The 19,265-nt window shown below is 62.8% G+C and carries 19 protein-coding genes; 7 read left to right on the forward strand and 12 right to left on the reverse strand.

Annotated elements, in window-relative coordinates; translation table 11 throughout:
• Window positions 1-2: 2 nt before the first annotated feature.
• The 4 genes from EYW45_RS01350 to EYW45_RS01365 are packed head-to-tail and all read right to left on the reverse strand — an operon-like array spanning window position 3 to window position 3,479.
• Window positions 3-704 carry an amino acid ABC transporter permease gene (locus EYW45_RS01350; RefSeq protein ID WP_161133580.1) on the reverse strand — a complete coding sequence of 234 codons (702 nt, stop codon included), beginning with the start codon at window positions 702-704 and terminating at the stop codon, window positions 3-5.
• Window positions 705-728: 24 nt separating this feature from the next.
• The gene (locus EYW45_RS01355) at window positions 729-1,556 is read right to left on the reverse strand and encodes an ABC transporter substrate-binding protein (protein ID WP_161133581.1); all 828 of its coding nucleotides are present in this window, start codon (window positions 1,554-1,556) and stop codon (window positions 729-731) included.
• Between the two features lie 22 nt (window positions 1,557-1,578).
• Complete coding sequence (locus EYW45_RS01360) at window positions 1,579-2,808, reverse strand: aminotransferase class I/II-fold pyridoxal phosphate-dependent enzyme (protein ID WP_161133582.1); 1,230 nt, start codon at window positions 2,806-2,808, stop codon at window positions 1,579-1,581.
• The gene (locus EYW45_RS01365; RefSeq protein WP_161133583.1) at window positions 2,805-3,479 is read right to left on the reverse strand and encodes an RraA family protein; all 675 of its coding nucleotides are present in this window, start codon (window positions 3,477-3,479) and stop codon (window positions 2,805-2,807) included. Before EYW45_RS01365 ends, EYW45_RS01360 begins: the two co-directional genes overlap by 4 nt.
• Window positions 3,480-3,956: 477 nt before the next feature.
• On the opposite strand from EYW45_RS01365, the gene EYW45_RS01375 reads away from it, so the two are divergent.
• On the forward strand, window positions 3,957-4,538 hold the full coding sequence (locus EYW45_RS01375) for a hypothetical protein (RefSeq protein WP_161133584.1): 582 nt from the start codon (window positions 3,957-3,959) through the stop codon (window positions 4,536-4,538).
• A 2-nt stretch (window positions 4,539-4,540) separates the two neighbouring features.
• Here the strand turns inward: EYW45_RS01375 and EYW45_RS01380 are convergent, their stop codons facing one another.
• Window positions 4,541-5,329, reverse strand: a complete 789-nt coding sequence (locus EYW45_RS01380; RefSeq protein WP_161133585.1) for a response regulator transcription factor — start codon at window positions 5,327-5,329, stop codon at window positions 4,541-4,543.
• Window positions 5,330-5,447: 118 nt separating this feature from the next.
• A complete protein-coding gene (locus EYW45_RS01385) occupies window positions 5,448-5,900 on the reverse strand; it encodes a hypothetical protein (RefSeq protein ID WP_161133628.1) in 453 nt (150 codons plus the stop codon).
• Window positions 5,901-6,208: 308 nt separating this feature from the next.
• Here EYW45_RS01385 and EYW45_RS01390 point away from each other — a divergent pair, with 308 nt between their 5' ends.
• Window positions 6,209-6,874, forward strand: coding sequence for a hypothetical protein (locus tag EYW45_RS01390; RefSeq protein WP_161133586.1), 666 nt, complete (start codon window positions 6,209-6,211; stop codon window positions 6,872-6,874).
• Between the two features lie 19 nt (window positions 6,875-6,893).
• On the opposite strand, the gene EYW45_RS01395 is transcribed toward EYW45_RS01390, so the two are convergent.
• Window positions 6,894-7,796 carry a DMT family transporter gene (locus tag EYW45_RS01395; RefSeq protein ID WP_161133587.1) on the reverse strand — a complete coding sequence of 301 codons (903 nt, stop codon included), beginning with the start codon at window positions 7,794-7,796 and terminating at the stop codon, window positions 6,894-6,896.
• Window positions 7,797-7,890: 94 nt separating this feature from the next.
• On the opposite strand from EYW45_RS01395, the gene EYW45_RS01400 reads away from it, so the two are divergent.
• Window positions 7,891-8,796 (forward strand): LysR substrate-binding domain-containing protein, encoded by a 906-nt coding sequence (locus tag EYW45_RS01400; protein WP_161133588.1) that lies wholly within the window; start codon window positions 7,891-7,893, stop codon window positions 8,794-8,796.
• 115 nt (window positions 8,797-8,911) lie between these two features.
• Here EYW45_RS01400 and EYW45_RS01405 read toward each other — a convergent pair whose 3' ends face one another.
• Window positions 8,912-9,613, reverse strand: coding sequence for a DUF3053 domain-containing protein (locus EYW45_RS01405; protein ID WP_161133589.1), 702 nt, complete (start codon window positions 9,611-9,613; stop codon window positions 8,912-8,914).
• A 239-nt stretch (window positions 9,614-9,852) separates the two neighbouring features.
• On the opposite strand from EYW45_RS01405, the gene EYW45_RS01410 reads away from it, so the two are divergent.
• On the forward strand, window positions 9,853-10,764 hold the full coding sequence (locus tag EYW45_RS01410) for a DUF3829 domain-containing protein (RefSeq protein ID WP_161133590.1): 912 nt from the start codon (window positions 9,853-9,855) through the stop codon (window positions 10,762-10,764).
• Between the two features lie 103 nt (window positions 10,765-10,867).
• Here EYW45_RS01410 and EYW45_RS01415 read toward each other — a convergent pair whose 3' ends face one another.
• Window positions 10,868-11,233, reverse strand: coding sequence for a DUF3592 domain-containing protein (locus EYW45_RS01415; RefSeq protein ID WP_161133591.1), 366 nt, complete (start codon window positions 11,231-11,233; stop codon window positions 10,868-10,870).
• 96 nt (window positions 11,234-11,329) lie between these two features.
• The gene (locus EYW45_RS01420; RefSeq protein WP_161133592.1) at window positions 11,330-12,283 is read right to left on the reverse strand and encodes a helix-turn-helix transcriptional regulator; all 954 of its coding nucleotides are present in this window, start codon (window positions 12,281-12,283) and stop codon (window positions 11,330-11,332) included.
• A gap of 136 nt (window positions 12,284-12,419) precedes the next feature.
• On the opposite strand from EYW45_RS01420, the gene EYW45_RS01425 reads away from it, so the two are divergent.
• The 3 genes from EYW45_RS01425 to EYW45_RS01435 all read left to right on the forward strand — a co-directional run bounded on the left by EYW45_RS01425 (window position 12,420) and on the right by EYW45_RS01435 (window position 15,982).
• Window positions 12,420-13,844, forward strand: a complete 1,425-nt coding sequence (locus EYW45_RS01425) for an MFS transporter (protein WP_161133593.1) — start codon at window positions 12,420-12,422, stop codon at window positions 13,842-13,844.
• Window positions 13,845-14,004: 160 nt separating this feature from the next.
• Window positions 14,005-14,973 carry an alpha/beta fold hydrolase gene (locus EYW45_RS01430; RefSeq protein ID WP_161133594.1) on the forward strand — a complete coding sequence of 323 codons (969 nt, stop codon included), beginning with the start codon at window positions 14,005-14,007 and terminating at the stop codon, window positions 14,971-14,973.
• 364 nt (window positions 14,974-15,337) lie between these two features.
• Complete coding sequence (locus EYW45_RS01435) at window positions 15,338-15,982, forward strand: OmpW/AlkL family protein (RefSeq protein WP_161133629.1); 645 nt, start codon at window positions 15,338-15,340, stop codon at window positions 15,980-15,982.
• A 15-nt stretch (window positions 15,983-15,997) separates the two neighbouring features.
• Here the strand turns inward: EYW45_RS01435 and ggt are convergent, their stop codons facing one another.
• Together ggt and EYW45_RS01445 are read right to left on the reverse strand one after the other, a co-directional pair.
• A complete protein-coding gene (gene ggt / locus EYW45_RS01440; RefSeq protein ID WP_202444530.1) occupies window positions 15,998-17,638 on the reverse strand; it encodes a gamma-glutamyltransferase in 1,641 nt (546 codons plus the stop codon).
• Between the two features lie 64 nt (window positions 17,639-17,702).
• Window positions 17,703-19,247, reverse strand: a complete 1,545-nt coding sequence (locus tag EYW45_RS01445) for an amidase (RefSeq protein WP_161133595.1) — start codon at window positions 19,245-19,247, stop codon at window positions 17,703-17,705.
• Window positions 19,248-19,265 lie beyond the last annotated feature (18 nt).

Here is a 19,265-nt window from a genome sequence, read left to right on the forward strand (position 1 = left end):
GATCAGCGGCTCCCCAACGGCGCGAAGCGCTTCGACAACCGCGCACCGCCCCACATGATCACGAACGAGATCGCCAGATACAGCGCCGTCACGATCGCAAAGGCTTCGAACGTGCGGAACGTGTAGTTTTCGATCTCACGGCCTGCTGCAGTCAGCTCGACCACGCCCACCGCCATCGCCAGACTGGTATTTTTGAAGAGCAGCAAGGTTTGATTGAGCAGCGGCGGAATCGCGATGCGGAATGCCTGCGGCAAGATCACGCAGCGCATCGTCTTGAGGTAACTCAAGCCCAACGCGCGCGCGGCTTCCATCTGACCCGGCGGAATCGCCCGCACAGCGCTACGCAAATCTTCGGTCACATACGCCGACATCACCAGCCCGATGGCAATCATCGAGAGGAGAAACTCCGCCCCATTGCGATTGAGCCAGTCGGTCGCTGCGTCCGGCAAAATCGCCGGCACGCCGAAATACCAGACCATGATGTGCACGAGCATCGGCACATTGCGATGAAAGGCCACGAACAGCCAGATCAATGCATTGGCAATGCGCGAGCCGGTCAGCCGGAGCACGGCAAACACGCTGCCGATGCTCATGGCCATCAACCAGGCGAAACCGGTCAACGCCAGCGTGGTCAACAACCCCCGCAGCAGCAGTGCCGGATACTCGCCCTGGAAGATGGCGCCGAAGTCAAAAACGTAGTTCATGTGCGTAACGACGGCGCGCGCGCCTTAGCCTTTGATCGCTTCGAATTTATAGTCGCGCTTGAGCTTGTAGGCGGTGTCCTGACCCAACCACTTGTCGAACAACTTCTGCGCGTCGCCCGACGTTTCCATCTGGCCCAGCACCTGATTCACGTGATCGAGAAACGCGGTATCCCCACGGCGCACGCCCAGCCCCCAAGGCTCGACGAAGAGCGCCGGCTCGAGAATCTTCACCGGCACGTTGCTGTCGGACGCTTGCTGCTGCAGCTTGACCAGCATCAGTTCGGATGCCACGAAACCCTGCACCTTGCGTTGCTGCAGCGCCAGGAACGCGCCGCTCGGATCCTTGAACGTCAACGGGTCCACATTGGGAATGTTCTTGCGCGCGCCCTGTTCCGAGGACGAGCCGCGCACGGCGCTCACCCGCTGGCCGGCCAGATCGGCAGGCGATTTCAGCTCGGCATCGGCCTGGCGCGCCAGCACTTTCTGCGGGCTGACGAAATGCTGGAACGAGTAGTCGATCTGCTGCGCACGCTCCGGGCTCCAGCCCAGATTGGCTGCGACCAGATCGACACGGCCTGCGATCAGTTCGGGGATGCGCGCTTCGACCGCGATCAGCTTGAGCTCCATCGGCACCTTCAAGCTGTCGGCGATCTTCTGGCACATGTCCACTTCAAAGCCCACGACGGCACGCGTTTTGGGATCCTGGAAGCTGAACGGTTCGGCCGTGCCGAGCGTGCCGCAAATGAATTTGCCGCGCGCCTTGATGTCCTCCAGCGTACCGGCTTGCGCCGTCGTGGCCAGGACTGCGGTCAGGCCGATACCGGCGGCCAGTGCTTTGATCGAGATCTTCATGGTGTTATTCCCCTTGGATGAATTAGGCTGCAGCGGTCAATGTGGAGCAGGCGCGCGCGATCCGCGCGCATCCTTCCTCGATCTGTTCCATCGAGGTGGCAAAGCTCAGGCGAAGATAAGGCGATACCCCGTAGGCGGCGCCGTCGAGCAAGGCCACGCCGGCCTCTTCCAACAGATACATCACCACGTCGAGGTCGTTGTTCAATACGGTACCGGCGGGCGTGCGGCGCCCCAGCAATCCGGCCACGCTCGGATAAACGTAAAACGCGCCATCGGGCTGGGCACAATGAATCCCCGGCACGGCGTTCAACAACTGCACGATGCGATCGCGACGCTGTTTGAAAATCGCGGCCGCTTGACCCACGCATGCCTGATCCGCCGTCAATGCGACCACCGCAGCCGCCTGGCTGATGGCGCTCACGCAACTGGTGCTCTGCGAAATCATGGTCACCATGGCGCGGATCAACGCTTTCGGTCCGCCGGCATAGCCCAGGCGCCAGCCCGTCATGGCATAGGCCTTGGACACGCCATTCACCGTCAGCGTGCGGGCATACAGGTCATCGCTCAGCGTGGCGATCGACACGGGTGCCGCGTCGCCGTATGAAAGGTGCTCGTAGATCTCGTCGGTCAACACCCATACCTGCGGGTGGCGCGCAAGCACGGCGCCCAATGCCTGCAGCTCGGCCTCCGAATAAATCGCGCCGGTGGGATTGCTTGGCGTATTCAGGATCACCCACTTGGTACGCGGTGTGATCGCCGCTTCGAGTGCTGCCGGGGTCAACTTGAATCCGGCCTCCTCACCGCACGGCACGATCACCGGCTTGCCATCGTTGACCAACACCATATCGGGGTACGACACCCAGTACGGCGCAGGGATGATCACTTCATCGCCCTGCTCCACGGACACGGCGAACGCCGTGAAAATCAATTGCTTGGCGCCCGAGCCCGCCACGATCTGATCGAGCCCGTAATCGAGCGCATTCTCACGCCGGAACTTGGTCTGCACAGCTTTCAGCAGCGCAGGGGTGCCGGCGGCGCCGGTGTACCGCGTCTTGCCCGTGCGCATCGCCTCGATACCGGCCTCGACGATATGCGCCGGGGTATCCATATCGGGTTCGCCCACCGTGAAGTCGACGATATCGCGGCCTTCGGCACGCAGCCGATCGACGCGCATCTTCGCGGCCATGCTGGGCGACGGCTTGATGACCTTGGCCCGAGCGGCCAGAAAATCCTGCGGATCTTGCGCGCTCATGCGATCCCCCGTGCGGCAAATGCAGCCTGCATCCAGCTTTGCTCACGCGCGCCCGTTGCGATCTCGGCCATGATGCGGGCCTCCTTGTCGGCATGCGCGCGTGCACGCTCGATCAGCGCTTCGGCATCGGCCAGCGGAAAACTCACGACGCCATCCTCGTCGCCCACGATCAGGTCGCCCGGTTGGATGACCTGTCCGCCGATCGACACCGGCACGTTCACTTCGCCGGGACCATCCTTGTACGGACCGCGGTGAATGTGACCGCGGGCATAGCACGGGAAATCGTCTTCCTCGAACGCCACCACATCGCGGATCGCGCCGTCGACCACCACGCCGGCGCAACCATGCAGTTGCAGATAGCGCTTCATGATTTCGCCCATCACGGCATTGCTCAGATCGCCGCCCGCATCGACCACCAGCACATGGCCGGGCTGAATCTCGAGCATGGCCTTGTAGATCATCAGGTTGTCACCCGGACGCGTCTTGACGGTGACGGCGGTGCCCACAAGCTTGCCGCGGCGGTTGTAGCGCGCCAAGCCCGCGATGCCTTCGCGCCGCGCGAGGTTGTCGCTCAAATGAGGGGTGACGATCGTGCGCAGCGCATCGAGAATGGATGCATCGGCAACGGGTGCGGTCGGCAACATGCGCGACCCGGACAAGACGGCTGACATGGAACTCCAGGAGCGAAAAAGGGTGAACGGCAGCCGGAATACTGCGAGCAAATCGGCGCATCAAAAAGCGATTAAATTTCTGAGTGCGCAATTCCTTAAAGGAATAGCGCGCGATTTCAATCATCATTTTTCGGCGCAGCATAGGCTTATAAGTCATTGACCTGAAACGACTTAATCCGCAGCGGCAAATCAGGAAAAGGGGCGCTTAGGAATGCGATTCTTTCCGCGACAGAACGCTTGCTTCTGCCATCCCCTTAGGGAATACCACTAAGGCGATATCGCGTCTTCAGCCGGTCATTGGTGCGGTGCACCTGCACACCGGCGGCCGGGAAACGGCCCGCAGGGATTGCGACCGCAGGATCACGACAAGTACTATGCCGCGTTCATTCTCGATCCGGACGGCGACAACATCGAAGCCGTCCATCACCTGGGAAAGCAATGATGGCGGACGCAATCCGGCGGTGGTGTGGAAGAGTCTTGCTGGCAGCGGCATGGGCAACCAGTGCGGCCGGCGCAGCGTCGCCGGTGCAATCGAACCCGGCACCCACGCCTGCGTTGCGCCCTGACGTGACGCCCCAGCCGGGCTCGCACATCTTCGCCCTGCTGAAGCAGCAATTCAATTTCACGCTGCCCGCCTCCTACCAAGGCCGCGACATCAAGCCCAGCGGCGGCACGCCCGGCGAAGGCCGCGCGTGGGGCACGATGTTCATCAGCAATGACGACCGCAAGATCGTGGTGATCAGCGAAGCGCCCAACCCCTCGGGCACGCAGGTGAGCAAGCACGACAACATCTTCCTCACGGGTGCCGGCGCCGGCTACAACGCCCAGCAGAAACGCGCGCATCCGCGCTATCAGGTGCAGCGAGAGCAAACGATCGCGGTGAACGGCCTCGGCATGCGCCGGATCGACGCCACCGACATCATCGACGGCGATGCCGCGCTCAGCACGGCCTTGCTGGCCGCATCGGGTCCAACGTTGGCCGTCGTGCAGGTGATCTCGGGCGCCAACGACCCCAAAGGTCATGAAGCGCTGGTCGACCGGATCCTGGCCGGCAAATAGCCTCAGCGCTCGACCTCGTCGTCAAGCCGCTCCCGATCGAGGCCGGCGCCGATGTCGCCCCCCTTGCGCTCCTGCCAGCCCAGGCTTGCACCCTCGGTTTTGTCCTCGCGATGGGCGAGGTGCTTGAGCTTGAAGAATGCCGCGTCCGACGCCACGCCGAGCTTGCGAAACGCCCCGGCCTTCTGGGTACTGATGGTTTTGGTGCTGCGCTTGAATTTTTCGGCGATCTGCGTCACCGACATCCCATTCAGAAAACATCGCATCACCTCGCGTTCGCGCACACTGAGATCCGGACAGTTCAGGACGGCATGCGCGCCCGGCAAGTGCCCGTTGACGTCACCAGTGGGTTCGGTGGCCGCCAGTTCGAGCTCATAGGCCATGTCGTCGTCGAGGTAGCGCATCCCGGCCGCCACGATGCGGACGGCTTTCGCGATCGAATGGATCGCCTGCGATTTGGTCACGTAACCGTGCGCGCCGGCGCGCAGGCTGAGCGCCACGATCGCGGGTTGATCGTGCGACGACACGACCAGCACCTTGCAGGCGGGAAACTTCGTGCGCACGGCACGCACAAGTGCCACGCCGTCGATTTCGTCTGGTCCCAGCGAATAGTCGGTCACCAGCACATCGACGTTGAGATCCGGCAGCGCATTGAGCATCGACCGGCTGTCGGCGAAGCCGCCGACGACGCGAAGATCCCATTCCTGCGAGAGCGTTGCCGCCAGTCCGACACGAACGACGGCGTGGTCATCCAGAATCGCGACTCGCACGGGAAAGCAAGCGGGGTTGAGCATGGCAGAGTCCCTTCAAGATGGTTTGCTTGAATGACCGCGCGACGCCGAAAGCCTTGCGCGCCGGTCATCTCCACCTTAAATCCTGCCGTCGCCTTTCAATGCATTGAGTACGCCTCGATCACTCCGGCTTTCCAAAGCCACCCGCAATCCACCTGGCGGCGCGTTCAACATTTAGCTTGTAGCTCGGCGCCACGCTCGCGCGTCCCAGCTCTTCGCCCAGCACATCGTAGGCGCTCAACACGGCCGTGGGATTATCCTCATTGGGATCGATATCGAGCTTGACGGTGATGCTGCCGCCATCCTCACCGCGCACCTTGACGCTCTTGTGCAACAGCGCATGCAGTTGCTGTTCGTGACGGCGCAACACTTCGTTGGCCGTCTTGACCAGTGTGAAGAATGCCGGCGGATCGAGCGGCTTGGGATTCTTCTTGTCCCGTCCCATCGTCCAGGGCCCGACGAGCGATGGTTCGGATTCGCCATCCAGGGTCATCTCGACGGCCCATCCGTCATCGTCCTCGTTCTTGATCACGCGCGCCGTCCAGCCATCGTCGCGCCAGAGTCGCGGCTCCATCGTCTTGACCGGCTCGTTGGCATCCAGGTCGGTATCGGTTTCGAAGTCGGGATCGGTTTCGAAGTCGGGATCGGTTTCGGAAGGATCGGCGTCGATAGAAAGCTTATCGGTCACGTATTGAGTGCTCCACTTGATTCGAGGGGTAAAACCACAAGCTCCTATAGTTTCACGTCCTGCGATCGGGCGCGAATCAAAGGTGTGACGTTTTCATTTAAGTTCCTGCGCTGCTCAGCCGTTGATAGGGCAGATGGCACGGTGTGGCTGCACCGGTCGTCCATCGTCACTTACGCCCCACCCCGAGACACCCCATGCCCCATACGATCGAAATGCAGTCGCCGCGCCTCGCGGCACGCGTGCTGTTGCTGGGATTATCTGCCGTGATCGGCATGGTGGGGGTGCTCACCTGGGCCCAATACCGCAGCGCCGTCGATAGCGTGCAGCGCGTCACGCTGCCGCAAGCACATGCCGATCGGCCCGCCGTCACAACGTGGTCTTACAACCGTTCCGCCGAGCGGGCGCAATCGTCGCGATTCGAAGATGCGCTCGGGCTGGACGCCACGGTGCGATCTTCTGCAGACACCAACCGACGCCTGCAGGCCGACCGCGTCCGCGCCGCCATGTTGCGTCTGGCCGTTTCCGGCTCAGGGTATATGCCGCCGGGCGTATCTGCCCAAGCGAGGATCCGCGCCGGCACCCACGGTATTGCTGTCGACAGCACCTCCAGGCCGGTGCCTTCGACGTCGCTTGCGCCGATGAGCGCGCCGCCGGCTGCCCGAGAAGATACGCGGCGCGTCAAAGTCCTGTTTGCCGCCGCGTCGATGGCCATCGTCGCAGCCTTGGCTGCCCTGCTCCTGAGCGTCAGCCGCGGATTGGTCGGCTCGCGCCTGAATGCAGCCATGGCCTTGGCAGAACGCCTGGCCTTGGGCGACCTGGGCAGCCGCGCTGCAGCGTCACGGCATTCATCACCGCACTAAGGCGGCATTCAACACTGGCCTAAGCGGATGCGGCGCTCGCCGCGCGGCCACGCTGCAGCACATACACACCGATCAAAATGGCCGCCACCGCCGTGAGATCCAACATCCGAACGGGCTCGTGCACCAGCAGGACGCCCACCCCGAGCGCCACGATCGGTGGCAGGTATGTGACGCCGGATGCCGCCACCGCGCCCAGCCGTTCGACGATGAAGTAATAGAGCATATAGGCCACGCCTGTGCCGAGTAGCCCCAGTCCCAACACCACCCCGGCAACGGCGCGGCCATCCTGCAAAATATGCTCGATGCCGTGCAGATCGGTGAACAGGGCGATCACGACCAAGGCCACCCCGGTTTGGTAGGTCGACAGCGCCAACGGCGTCAAGTGCAACCGCGTGATGAAGAGCCGCGCGTACACAAACGACACGCCCACGCTCAACGAGCCCAGCACCATATACCCCACGCCGCGCGCATCGAATCCCGTTTGACCCGCTTCCCATGGCTTCGCGATCAACAGCACGCCCACGAATCCGAGCGCAATACCAAGAACGGTGCTCCGGTTCAACCGCTCCTCGCGCAGAAAGAACAGCGCCGCCAGGAAAGTGAATAGCGGAATCGCCCCGCTCAACATTCCTGCCACGCTGGACGGCAACAATGCGGCACCTTGCGCGAAGGCGTAGTAGTAGAGCGCGGTCGCCAGCAGCGCCATCACCAGAAAGTGCGGCGCGTGGCGCACGTCGCGCCAGTGCAGCGCGCCGCGCATCAGGGCATAGATCAAGAGCGGCGCGAAACCGAACATCACTCGCAACAGCACCACCTGTCCGGGCGTGATCCAGGCCACGGCCCACTTCATGAAAATGAAATTGCTGCCCCAGATCACACCAAGGAGGGCAAACGCCATATAGGCTGAACGCTTCACAGTCATACCGCCAGGATCGTTTTGGAAGCCTCGATTGTGAAACTGCGGCGGGTGCCCGGCAATCGATTAAAGATGTCGCATGAGATAGAATTTCTATGCCATGAAACCGCCCCCTCCGCTCAAAGCCATTACCGCCTTCGAATCGGCCCTGAGACACCGCAGTTTTTCTATTGCTGCGGCGGAACTCCACGTCACTCCCGGTGCAATCGGCCAGCAGATCCGCAAACTCGAAGACTGGCTGGGCGTGCGCCTCTTCATCCGCCGCGTGCGTGAGGTCGAGCCCACGCCCGATGCGCTGGCGTACTGGGCCCGCATTCAGCCGGCATTGGCTGCGCTTTCGCAAGCAAGCTGGGGATTGCGCGAGCAGCGCAGCAACGGGGTGTGGCTGACCATGCCGCCCACCTTGGCGGCGCGCTGGTTTGCGCGCCGGCTACCGCAATTTCTGGCGGCGCATCCCAACCTCGCCATCCACCTCAGTTCGGCCACCACCATGACCGACTTCGACAGTGACACGATCGATCTGGCCATTCGTTATTTCGACGGGCATGCGCCGCACCTCGAAACGCAGCTGCTGCATGCGGACGAGGCGCGTGTCTATTGCAGTCCGGCATACGCCAAGAAGATGAAACTCAAGCGGCCGGCGGATGTGGCGCGTACCACGTTGCTGCACAACACGCTGCACCCGCATTGGGCGCGCTGGCTTGCCGACTTTGCACCAATCGATATCGGCCTTCACCCCGCGCTATCGAGCGTGCATTTCGACCAGTCGTTGATGACGATCGATGCCGCAGTGCGCGGCCAAGGACTGGTACTGACCAGCCCCTGGCTGGCTGAAGAAGAGCTGCAGATCGGCGCACTGATCGAGCCGTTTCCTGCCCAACGACTGACCCTCGACAAGGGCTATTACCTCGTCCATCGCCGGGGCGCTCCGGTGCGGCCCGCAGTCGAAACCCTCAAGCGATGGCTGATTGCGGAAACCGCGTCGATCCCGTCTGCAACGCGATAAGCGGCGCAAAAAAACACCCCAGGCGTTGCGCGCAACGGTGGGGTGTTATTCAAGACGCGGCAGCGATGCGCTCAAGAGGATGCATCTTCCGTTCGCCATCGCTGTCGTGATGGGATCAGCGGCCCGTGATCATCTTCTGCATATCGGCCTGGGCCTTGTTCAAACCGGCGGCCTGCTCGTTCATTGCTTGCAGACGTCGATTCAATTCCGCCTGAACCTTCGGATCGGACACCCGTACGATGGCGCCGTTGATCTCGATCTTCGACTTGTTCTTCTCAACATAATCGGCGGTCTCGATCGCACGTTGCAACGACGCGTCGGCGAGCGGAAAGACCGTCTTGAACCCATTCGCAGGTTGCGTCACCGTGCGGTCATAGGCCATGTCGTATACCTTCTTCAGGTCATCCGGCTGCTTGAGCTTGGCGCGTGCAGCGTCGGCGTCGGCCTGCTGCTTTTCGATGGCCGTGCGGATTTCCGTCATCGTCGTGCGGGCTTTTTCCAGATCCCCACGACGCGCCACCAAATCATTCACGCTGCTGATCGAGCCTTGCTGCAAGGCGGTGCCCAGCGGCGTCACCGACTTGTTCATGCCGGCGTGAAAATCGGTAATCACGGCATAGTGCGACGCGTAGTCGCCAAACGATTTCTTCTCTTCTTCAGTGGGCTGCGGCACGCGCGTGCCCGGCTTGTCGATAATACGCGTCTGCAAAAACTGACTGAATGCAGCACGTTGTTCGGGCTCTTTATCGCCGCAAGCCGCGAGCAAAAGAGGAACGGTCAGAAACAGCGCGAGCCACGCACGGGATACCACTTTCATTGCCACATCCATTTGACTGATCCCGGCGAAAAGTGCCGGTGGGCCGCCACTCTAGCCTCAACGCGACGCGCCTGCGCACGGGGCAAAGCTTTGTTTCGATTGCGCCCGATGCTTACGAGTGACGTTGAATTGCTACCAAATCTCGAACTGGTAAATCAAGGTTACGGCTCCCCGCGCCAAGCCGGCCCCGCTGCTACGCTCCGCGATCTCAAAAACTCCCATTCGGAATAGGTAGCAGTATGAACGCGGTACACACAGCAACGCGCAAGACCCGGTCGATCATGGCGCTCGGCGCATTGGCCCTCGCGCTCTCTCTCGCCGCGTGCGGCGACAAGACCGAGACTGCGCAAGCCGGCGCCGCCGCCCGCCCCGCCACGGCAAACATCGATGAGAAGTACAACGCCTACGTCAGCGGCTTCAATCGTTTGCAAACCAATCAGACGCAGAAAAGCGCCGAAGATTGGACGCGCATCAATGTCGCCAAGAACGACATGAAGAACAACATCTATTTCTTCAACAACGACAACCAGGTCGTGCAAGCCGTCGACAGCCTGAAGGCCGGCCGCGCGATGAAGGTCGATGGCACGGAAGCCGCCGACCGCGCCGCCGATAAGTTGATCGAGAACGGCGATGCACTGGCAGCCCAGTTGCGCGAGATGAATCCGTACTTCAAGAGCGCCGCCTACCGCGACGACAAGCTCGCGAAGGCAAAAGCCGCCGATGCCCCGATGCGTGCCGCCTACACCGGCGTGCTGCAAGGCATGGAAGAGATGGAAGCCGCATTGGGTGCCCATCAGAAGAAACGCGACACCGAACGTGCCGAAGCCTACAAGAAGGCCGGCAACATGACCGGCTATCACCTCACGATCGCCACCCTGCGCGGCAGCGACCTGGTGGATGCGGCGTCCGAAAGCGACTTCGCGCAAGCCGACAAACTCGTGGCCGAGATCGATGCATCGCTGGCTGCGCTGCGCACTGAGCAAGCCAAGTTGAAAGGCCCGCAAGCCACCTCGCTCGGCAGCATCACCGATCAGTTGAACAACATGCTGGGTAGCTACCGCAGCTTCAAGCAACGCAAGGAACCGCGCGACTTCGATCAGATGGTGCGGGCGTACAACTCCGCCATCACGTACTCAAACGCGGGGCAGTAAAGCAGGAGCGGACCTGCCGCGCAGGATCGTGCGGCAGGCAAATACACCCATATATTATCGACACCCAAAAGATGGGCCTTAGCAATGAATGACCAGGTCGGCGTCATTTGAGCAAGTACATGCCTTCCACGGCGACGCGGTTTTCATCCTCAGGGCGATACTTCACGCGAACGATCTTGCCTGCCTGGAACCGCGACGCATCCAGCACCGGCACGTGGATGGTCTGTGTCACGCCGAACGTGCTGCCATCAGGGCGTGTGACCTCCAGCACCATGGCGATCTGGGGATTGTCGTTCAGCCAGGATCCGGTCTGCGACGCCGAGTGCACGCGCGCCGAGGCTGCAATGCCGTCCCTCAGTAGCGCTCGGGCGGCCTTGGAATCCTTGTATGACGTGCGGATCGCCATGAACATGATCGTTCCGAAAAACAAGAACATGATTCCGGAAAACACATAAATAACGATTTCCACGCCATCGACTTCCTGATCGGTTTCTCGGAGATGCGGAATGATCGCACATCGACCGCGACCGTCAAGCCTGCACTGCAGCCGGGTTCAAGGGCGCCCTTACCCGCCCTCCCGAAGCCGCTGCGCAGTGTCATCATCCGCCGGCATGTACACCATCATGCGGTCGCCGCCCCGCGGTGCCGTCCAAAAATTGGTCTGTTGGAACGCCAACACACCCAGTTCGGGATGCTTGAACCGCTTCACCTGGTTTTCGATGCCGCGCACTTCGTAGCGGTCCCAGGTGGTACGAAACACCTCGGACACATCGAAGTAGCGCTGCAATTGAGCCTGCCAAGCGGGATCGTCCCGATGATCGGCCATCGCGGCGCGAAACGACGCCACCATGCGCGATAGCGATTCCTCAAAATCGATCAAACAGGCTTGCCACCCCGCGTGCGTCAGCGCGAGATAGATGCAGTTGCGATCCTCGACGGCAAGCATTTGCAGATCGACGCCAGTCAGTCGAGCGTACGCGTGGTTGAAACCGATGATGTCGTAGCGTGCGTTTTGCACCATCGCCGGATGGGGGTTCAACGTGTCGAGAATGGTTTGACACATCGACGACACGCTTTTGCACAGCCGCTCCTGCACCGGTACCTGCTCGCCCAACCCAGCCAAGGTAAACACATGCCGGGTTTCCGCCTCCGTACAGTGCAACGCCGTCGCGATGGCACCCATCACCTTGGCCGACACCTGAATATCGCGCCCCTGCTCCAGCCAGGTGTACCAAGTGACACCCACGTCGGCGAGCTGCGCGACTTCTTCCCGACGCAATCCAGGCGTACGCCGTCGGCCGCCGCGCGAAAATCCGAGCAGCACGGGATCGAGACTCTCTCGGCGTTGACGCAGAAACAAGCCCAGTTCGTTATCGGCGCGAAACCGTCCCGTCCCCGGATCGACGTTCCGCGCATCGCGCACGGGATCGCCCGCACGGGTTGCATGGCGCCCAGACGCCGGAAAATTGCCCGGCGTCGCGTGCGTCGGCCGGGCCAGCAATGAAGGATCGAACGCCATAGACGGGCACCTTTTATACCTGGATAAACAAGAACTGGTACCAGGTTAACGAAAGGCAGATACTACGCCCATGCTGTCGCGGCCTCAAGCCCGCATGACGACGCAACCTCTTGTTATACAAGGTTTCAGTTTCACCATGACTCCCACTTTAGCCGCCACGCCGCTGCGCCGCGCGGGTTTGGCCGTGCTGTTGGCAGGCCATTTCCTACCACTGCTGGATTTTTCCATCGTCAACGTCGCGCTGGACGCCATTTCGCATTCTCTGGGTGCAAGCCCAATGCAGCTCGAACTGGTCATCGCCGTGTATGGCGTGGCCTTTGCCGTGTGCCTGGCCATGGGCGGCCGGCTGGGCGATCGCTACGGCCGCAGACGCGTCTTCGGCTGGGGCGTGGCGATCTTCACCGTGGCGTCGCTCTTGTGCGGCCTGGCCACCACGCCCGACTGGCTACTGGGCGCGCGAGCGTTGCAAGGTGCAGCGGCCGCACTCATCGTGCCGCAGGTACTGGCCACCATCCATGTGGCGCTGCAGGGGCGAGAACACTCCAAGGCGATCGGCTTGTACGGTGCCATCGGCGGGTTGTCGTTCGTGATCGGCCAGGTGCTGGGCGGCTTCATGGTGTCGGCCGACATTGCAGGTTTGGGATGGCGCACGGTGTTTCTCATCAATCTGCCCGTGGGTCTGGGCATCCTGGCCTGCCTGCGCAGTGCGATTCCGGAAACCCGCGCCGCCCACGCGGCCCGCATCGACGTACCGGGCACCGTGCTGCTGGCGGCGGTCATCGTATGCCTGCTGGTACCGCTCGCCTTGGGTCCCACGCTACATTGGCCATGGCCGTGCTTCGTGATGCTCGCTGCCGTCCTGCCGTTGCTTGCTCTGCTGTGGCGCGTCGAACTGCGCCAGGAGCGTCTCAACCGCGCGCCGCTTTTGCCGCCTGCGCTGCTGCGCTTTGCCAGCACACGCTTCGGGATGATCCTGGCAATGCTGTTCTTTTCGAGCTGGAGCGGGTTCATGTTCGTGCTCGCGTTGGCGTTGCAAGCAGGTGCCGGACTCACGCCCCTGCAGTCGGGCAATGCCTTCATCGCGTTGGGCACGGCATATTTCGTGGGCTCGGTGTTCACCCCGCGCGCGGTGGCGCGATTCGGCAAGACAGGCACCTTGCTGGTGGGTTGCCTGGTGCAGTTGGTCGGGCTGGGCGTCCTGATCTACACGCTCCATACCGTGTGGCCGCACCCCACCATCCTCAGTCTGATTCCCGCATCCATCCTGATGGGCGTCGCACAGTCGTTCATCGTCAGCAGCTTCTTTCGCATCGGCCTCTCGGATATCCCCGCGGCGCAAGCCGGTGCAGGCAGCTCCATGCTCACCACCGTGCAGCAAGCCGCTTTCGGCCTGGGACCGGCCTTGCTCGGGGCGGTGTTCGCACAAACCTTGCACGGGGCAGGTCACACCTATCTGGATGCCGTGCTGGCGGCGCTGAGCGCCGAAGTCGTGCTCATCTGCGCCCTCACCTTCGCCACGCTGATCTATCGCGCGCGGCATACGGCGCCCCGTACGGCGTGAGGCAGACACGGGAAAGCGGCGATCTCGGTCAATGCTGATTGGTGGCCGGTGACCGCAGGGCGTGGGTGGTCGGCGGTGGGCCGTGAACGCCTATGTGCCGCACGACGGTACGGATCTTGCATCGTCGCCCGCTCATTCATTGCTTCCCATAGGGCTTCCCATGCTCGCCTACAGCAGCCAAGGCCGTCACGCGCCTACCTTCGTGCTCATGCATTACCTGGGCGGCTCGCACCGCACATGGTTTCCCACCGTGCCCTATCTTGATGCGCACTACCGATGCGTCGCTATCGACACCCCGGGATTCGGCGACTCGGCGGATGCGGCGGTGCTGGACGTGCAGAGCTTCGCCACGCAGATCGACAGCGCCATTCGCACGCTGGCATTGACCGACGTCATTCTGGTGGGTCATTCGATGACCGGCAAGATCGCCCTGGCCATCGCTGCCACGCAGCCCGACTATCTGAAAGGCCTGGTGCTGGTGGCACCGTCGCCGCCCACGCCACAACCCACCACCGAGTCGGATCTCAAATCACAGCTGGCTTACTCGGGCACGCGCGCCGAGGCCGAACAGCATGTGGATACCGCCGCCGCAAATCGTCTTCCCGACATCATTCGCGAAGTGGCCATCGCCGACGCCCAGGCCGCCAATCTCGAGACCTTCCATGCGTGGGCTGAGCATGGTAGCCAGGAAGACTGGTCCTCCCGCATCGGACAACTCGATTACCCCGCGCTGATCGTGTGCGGCGGCAAGGACGACCGTGTGCCGTCCGCGCAGGATCAGTCCCGGGTCACCCTGCCCCATCTGCCGCGAGGACGCATTCACGTCATCGAAGGCGCCGGCCACCTGATGCCGATGGAAGCGCCGCAGGCGTTGGCGGACGTGTTGCTGCGCTTTGCGGAACAGGTTCTGGCCGGGAACGACATCGCAGGCGACGCAGATCACGCTAACGCGGTCGACATGCATGCGCCGCCGCGCGCCGAGACGAACGCCGATTCGCCGATCGCTGCCACGCCCGGTGTAGGAGACGAAACCGGTCCAAATGCAATTTCGAACGCAAGTTCAACGGCGGGTTCAAAAGCCGGTCAGGACGCAGGCAAGGATTCAGGGATCGGTTTAGGGCTGGGATGAACGCGTTCGATCGAGCCTAAGACGCGAACGTTCGCGTGATCAGTTCGATACCGATGAATTGATATTGACGTACATCAACTGGGATGTGCTTCAGCCCAGTACGGATTGATGCACATCAAATCGCGCGCCGGCGGCCTCTGCCACCATGTTCGTGGTCACTTCACCACAGACATCACGAGGCTTTATGTTCACCCGGCGCGCGCTTTCCCGCTCCCCCCTTCTTTCCCGCTCCCCCCTTCTTTCCCGCTCCCCCCTTCTTTCCCGCTTTCCTCTTCTTTCCCGCTCCCCTCTTCTTTCATGCTTTCCTCTTCCTTCCCTTCGCGACGCCTATGCCGTTTCCGGTCTCCGCGCGCTCAACCGCTCGATCTACCGTTTCGGGGCGCGCGCCCTGGCGCCGGCCGTCGGGAGCATCGTCCTTGCCGCCGTGCTGGCCGCGCCGGCCTCAGCGCACGAGCAAGGCGATGTGCTGTTGAAAATCGGCGCCAGCCAGGTACGCCCCACGTCCAACAACGGCAGTGTGCTCAACGGCGCGGTCGATCTCGATATCGACAACAGCGTGCGCCCTAGCCTGACGCTCACCTACATGGCCACGCGTCATGTCGGCATCGAGTTGCTGGGCGCGTGGCCGTTCAAGCACAACGTCAACGCCAGCGGTGCGGTGGGCGGCCAGATCATCACCAGCAAACAATTGCCGCCCACGCTCAGCCTCCAGTGGCACTTCCTGCCCGACAGCACGGTGCAACCGTACGTGGGCGTCGGCCTGAACTACACGCACTTTTTCGACACGAAAGCCACCGGCGCGCTTGAAGGCGCGAAGGTCAGGCTGAAGGATTCGTGGGGCATCGCCGGCCAGGTCGGCATGGACGTCAAACTCAACGATCGCTGGTTCGTGAACGCCGATCTGCGGTACATCGACATCTCGTCGAAAGTGAAACTCAATGGCGAGTCGATCGGCACGGCGCAGATCGACCCCTGGGTTGCCACCGTGGCGGTGGGCTACCGGTTCTGATCGTCGTGGTGACGGCTAAACGCCCTGCGCGTAGCCGTCGCGCTGCGGATCCGCGCCGCCCTGGATGCGGCCGTCGAACATCGTGATGCCGTGCACGCCGGCGAAGGCATAGCTCAAATGGCTGCGCCGCACCTCGAATCCTTGCGCCTGCAACGCGCGTTGCGTGGCGCGTTCGATGCGGTTGGACACGTCGATGGCATTGCTGGTCGCCACCGCGCGCGGTGCGCTGATTGCCGTTTGTATATCCATGCCCCACTCGAGCACATTGATCAACACCTGCGCCACGGCAGGTCCGATCCACGAGGCCCCTGGCGCCCCGATCGACATCACCGGACCCGTCTCGTCGAATACGATGCTCGGCGCCATCGACGAATAACGACGTTTGCCCGGATAGATCGAATTGGGACGGCCGGGCAGGGGATCGAAGGTGCTCATGGCACCATTGAGCATGAACCCCGTATCCTTCACGATGAACCCCGACGGGTTGCCCAGGGTGTGGGTCAGCGACACCACCATGCCATCGGCATCCACCACCGATACATGGGTGGTGTGCTTGCATTCGGCGGCATTGCGGCGCGGCACATCGAAACGTTCGCCCGCGAGGATCCGCGCGGCGCAATCGTTCACATACGCGTCCGACAGCAAACGGTCGACCGGGTTGTCGACGAAATTGGGATCGCCCACAAACTGCTCTTTATCGCGCAAGGCGATCTTCATCGCTTCGGTCAACACGCGGATGTACTCGGGCGAATTGTGGCCCATTGCCACCACGTCGAACTGCGCCATGATGCGAAGGATCTGCGCCACCAGCAGGCCACCGCCTGGCGGCGACGGCAAGGCCACGCGCCAGCCGCGATAGTCGATCGACAGGGGCTGCGTTTCGACCGCCGTCATCGTGGCCAGATCTTCGGCCGACAGGATGCCGCCATGCGCGCGCACATCGGCCACGATCCGCGCTGCCAGTGAGCCGGTGTAAAAGCTTTCCGCCCCTTCACTCGCCAGCGTACGCATGGTGGCGGCAAGGTCCGGATTCTTGATGACGGCACCTGGTTTTTTATAACTGCCGTCGGCATTCAGATATATGCGGCGGCCATCTTCGGTGAGACTCAGCTTTTCGCCGAAGTTCATGCGGCCGTATTTGCGCTCATCCTGTGTGATCACCGTATACACATGCGGGCGCACCAGCCAGCCCTCTTCGGCCACAGCGATCGCGGGCGTGAAGAGATCGGCCCAGGCGGTGCGGCCAAGCGCCGCGTGGGCACTGGACAACATCTTCAGCGTACCGGGAGCCGTCACCGCCATCGCGCCGGTTTCGTTGACGAAGTCGCGCACGATGAAGCCGAAGCCATCGGTGGTGTCGCCCAGTGCGATGTCCTGCCACATGGTTTCGCGGCTTTCGAGCGGGCAGCCGCCCATCCCTTCATACACGTTGTGCGTGCCCGTTGCGGGATCGAAGATCTGCAGCATGCCGAAGCCGCCGATCCCGCACATCAGCGGGTCGACGACCCCTTGCGTCATCGCGCAGGCGATGGCGGCATCCAACGCATTGCCGCCCGCGCGCAACACGGCTGCGCCGGCTTCCACGGCTTCGGGTTGCGGGGCCACGATCATCGCGGTGGGAGGGGGCAAGCGGTACTCAGGTGTGCGGCGGGCCACGTCGGTCTCCGGGGCGTGTGAACGAGAGCCCCACGATATCAGAGTGCCGCAATGGCCCGCGTGCTCAAAGGGCTGCCGCCACACTGGCCGCCACTGGCGCATACCGCGGCCAGGGGTGCACGGCTTCGAGCTGTGCGGCCACCTGCAGCAGCACCGCTTCGCCGCCCTGCGGCGCCATCAGTTGCATCCCGATCGGCAACCCATCGGCACTCAAACCGAAAGGAATCGAAATCGCGGGGCAGCCGGTGAGATTGGCCAGCGGCGCATACGGCGAATAGCCGATTAACCCCGTATCGCCCAACCGATAGTCGAGGTAATCCTCCCAGTGCATCGCGAAACGGCCGATACGTGCCGGCGCCTCGGAAAGCACCGGCGACAGGATCAGATCGAAAGGCGCACCGCCATCCTGCGAGCCGTCGAAAAACCGCGCCACGCGTCGCGTGATTGTGTGCATCGTATCCACATGACCCGCGTAGGCCACGCCATCGATGCTGCGCGCATACGCCACCATCGATTGCACCGTGGGCTGCAGTTCGCCTTCTTTCAGACCGGTGCCGCGCCGCGCAACGAAACGTGCGATCGAGAGCGCGGCATTGCAGGCGATCACCGGCAGCATGTTCTCGAGCGTTTCGCGCGCGGTAACGGCGGGCTCGCCTTCATCGACGCGATGCCCCAGCGATTGCAAGGCACTCGCGATACGTGCAAGCGCTGCGGCCACATCGGCGTCGCGGACGGCGCTGACCGACCCGTGAGGCAGCAAGGCGATCCGCAGCCGCGGGCCGGCGTCGGGCTGGCGGCTGGCCGCCTGAACGAGCGCAAGATAGGAATCGGGCCGTGCCGGCGCCGCATAGGGCGCCCCTGCATCGGCACCTGCCGTGGCATCCAGCGCGGCCGCGCTATCGCGCACCGACGTGGTGAGCACATGATCGACCGTCATGCCGCCCCAGCCTTCGCCTCGATAGGGCCCCAAAGGCATCATGCCGCGCGACGGCTTCAAGCCCAGCACCCCACAGCACGATGCGGGAATGCGGATCGAACCGCCACCGTCGCCGCCGTGCGCCAACGGCACCATGCCACTGGCGACCGCCGCGCCCGCGCCACCGCTCGAGCCACCGGCACTGTGCGCGGTATTCCAGGGATTGCGCGTGGGCTCGCCATAGCTGGGGCTTTCAGTGGTGGGGCTCAATCCCAGCTCGGAAGAGGTGGAGCGCCCGAAGAACACCAGGCCGGCTCGCTTGTAGCGCGCCACGAGTTCGCAATCGTGATCCCAATCGAGGCGGCCGAAGAGCTGCGACCCCATGCTGCTCGACACACCGCGCGCTGCCGTGCCGAGATCCTTCAGCAGCGACGGCACGCCAAAGAATGGTTGCGTGGCCGCCAGCCCCGCACGGGCCTGCGCGTCCATGCCGCTCAGCGCGCGATCGCGGGCCTGCGCATCGGCCCGACCCGCAGCTTCGGCAACCGACGCGACCGCGCCGATGGTGGGGTTGAGCGCATGCACACGTGCCAGGGCGTCATCCAGCGCCTGCGAGGCACTCAGTTCGCCGCGCACGATACGCGTGGAAAGATCGATTGCGTCGCCCTGCTCGCGGGGGTGTGTATCCGTCATCGTTCGTTTTCTCCAAAG

The sequence above is a fragment of the Schauerella aestuarii genome, from assembly GCF_009866805.1.
GTDB classification, from domain to species: domain Bacteria; phylum Pseudomonadota; class Gammaproteobacteria; order Burkholderiales; family Burkholderiaceae_B; genus Schauerella; species Schauerella aestuarii.

Excerpts from the sequence above, each read along its gene's own strand:
- EYW45_RS01350 (WP_161133580.1), bottom strand. The coding sequence starts at position 704 with ATGAACTACGTTTTTGACTTCGGCGCCATCTTCCAGGGCGAGTATCCG.
- EYW45_RS01355 (WP_161133581.1), bottom strand. The coding sequence starts at position 1,556 with ATGAAGATCTCGATCAAAGCACTGGCCGCCGGTATCGGCCTGACCGCA.
- EYW45_RS01360 (WP_161133582.1), bottom strand. The coding sequence starts at position 2,808 with ATGAGCGCGCAAGATCCGCAGGATTTTCTGGCCGCTCGGGCCAAGGTC.
- EYW45_RS01365 (WP_161133583.1), bottom strand. The coding sequence starts at position 3,479 with ATGTCAGCCGTCTTGTCCGGGTCGCGCATGTTGCCGACCGCACCCGTT.
- EYW45_RS01380 (WP_161133585.1), bottom strand. The coding sequence starts at position 5,329 with ATGCTCAACCCCGCTTGCTTTCCCGTGCGAGTCGCGATTCTGGATGAC.
- EYW45_RS01385 (WP_161133628.1), bottom strand. The coding sequence starts at position 5,900 with ATGGAGCCGCGACTCTGGCGCGACGATGGCTGGACGGCGCGCGTGATC.
- EYW45_RS01390 (WP_161133586.1), top strand. The coding sequence starts at position 6,209 with ATGCCCCATACGATCGAAATGCAGTCGCCGCGCCTCGCGGCACGCGTG.
- EYW45_RS01395 (WP_161133587.1), bottom strand. The coding sequence starts at position 7,796 with ATGACTGTGAAGCGTTCAGCCTATATGGCGTTTGCCCTCCTTGGTGTG.
- EYW45_RS01400 (WP_161133588.1), top strand. The coding sequence starts at position 7,891 with ATGAAACCGCCCCCTCCGCTCAAAGCCATTACCGCCTTCGAATCGGCC.
- EYW45_RS01405 (WP_161133589.1), bottom strand. The coding sequence starts at position 9,613 with ATGAAAGTGGTATCCCGTGCGTGGCTCGCGCTGTTTCTGACCGTTCCT.
- EYW45_RS01410 (WP_161133590.1), top strand. The coding sequence starts at position 9,853 with ATGAACGCGGTACACACAGCAACGCGCAAGACCCGGTCGATCATGGCG.
- EYW45_RS01420 (WP_161133592.1), bottom strand. The coding sequence starts at position 12,283 with ATGGCGTTCGATCCTTCATTGCTGGCCCGGCCGACGCACGCGACGCCG.
- EYW45_RS01425 (WP_161133593.1), top strand. The coding sequence starts at position 12,420 with ATGACTCCCACTTTAGCCGCCACGCCGCTGCGCCGCGCGGGTTTGGCC.
- EYW45_RS01430 (WP_161133594.1), top strand. The coding sequence starts at position 14,005 with ATGCTCGCCTACAGCAGCCAAGGCCGTCACGCGCCTACCTTCGTGCTC.
- EYW45_RS01445 (WP_161133595.1), bottom strand. The coding sequence starts at position 19,247 with ATGACGGATACACACCCCCGCGAGCAGGGCGACGCAATCGATCTTTCC.